General features: G+C 59.3%; 1 protein-coding gene. It reads right to left on the bottom strand.

Annotated features, from left to right (window positions below; all coding sequences use genetic code 11):
* A partial coding sequence (locus tag EII11_RS10630) for a hypothetical protein (RefSeq protein WP_165867168.1) occupies window positions 1-457 on the bottom strand: 457 nt, incomplete at its 3' end.
* Between the last annotated feature and the right edge of the window lie 24 nt (window positions 458-481).

Raw genomic sequence — 481 nt, 5'->3', positions numbered from 1 at the left:
TCAATAGTGCGGCGCTCGCCGGGCCGTTGGTGGATAAACCTTCTAAAAGGGCAGTAGCGCGTAGAAGTTGAATTGACCCGCTCTCAAGAGTGAGGCCCTTTAACACGGTGCTGGTGTGCTCTGCCAGTATGGGAGAAACCCGTGGATCCTTGGCTAGGCGAGTCGCGACAAGGGTGAGCTGGTCTGGGGTGAGGCTTTCATCAGCTAATAAGCGGCGCACGTAGGCGGGGTCTAAGCCTGCAACCGCAGCGGAAACTTCGACCTGTGACAGCGTGCCGCTTCCTCCGGCATCCTCGAAGGCATCAGCAAGACGAGAAACCCACTGCTCGTCCAAGCGGTTTTCTGCCACGAGGTGATCGGCGCCGTTAAGAAGTGTGAGAGTGCCGGCTTGGGCCCAGGGGCACCGGTAGGTGAAAACATTCCACGCCAGCCCCCACCTGGCGTAATTCTCTTTCAAGGGCGGTGTTTGCCCCACGCGCGT

Origin of the sequence: Schaalia canis (assembly GCF_003858455.1) — a bacterium.
Taxonomy (GTDB): domain Bacteria; phylum Actinomycetota; class Actinomycetes; order Actinomycetales; family Actinomycetaceae; genus Pauljensenia; species Pauljensenia canis.
Note: the sequence above shows the minus strand (reverse complement) of the source record. Positions and strands in the feature narration are given on the sequence as shown.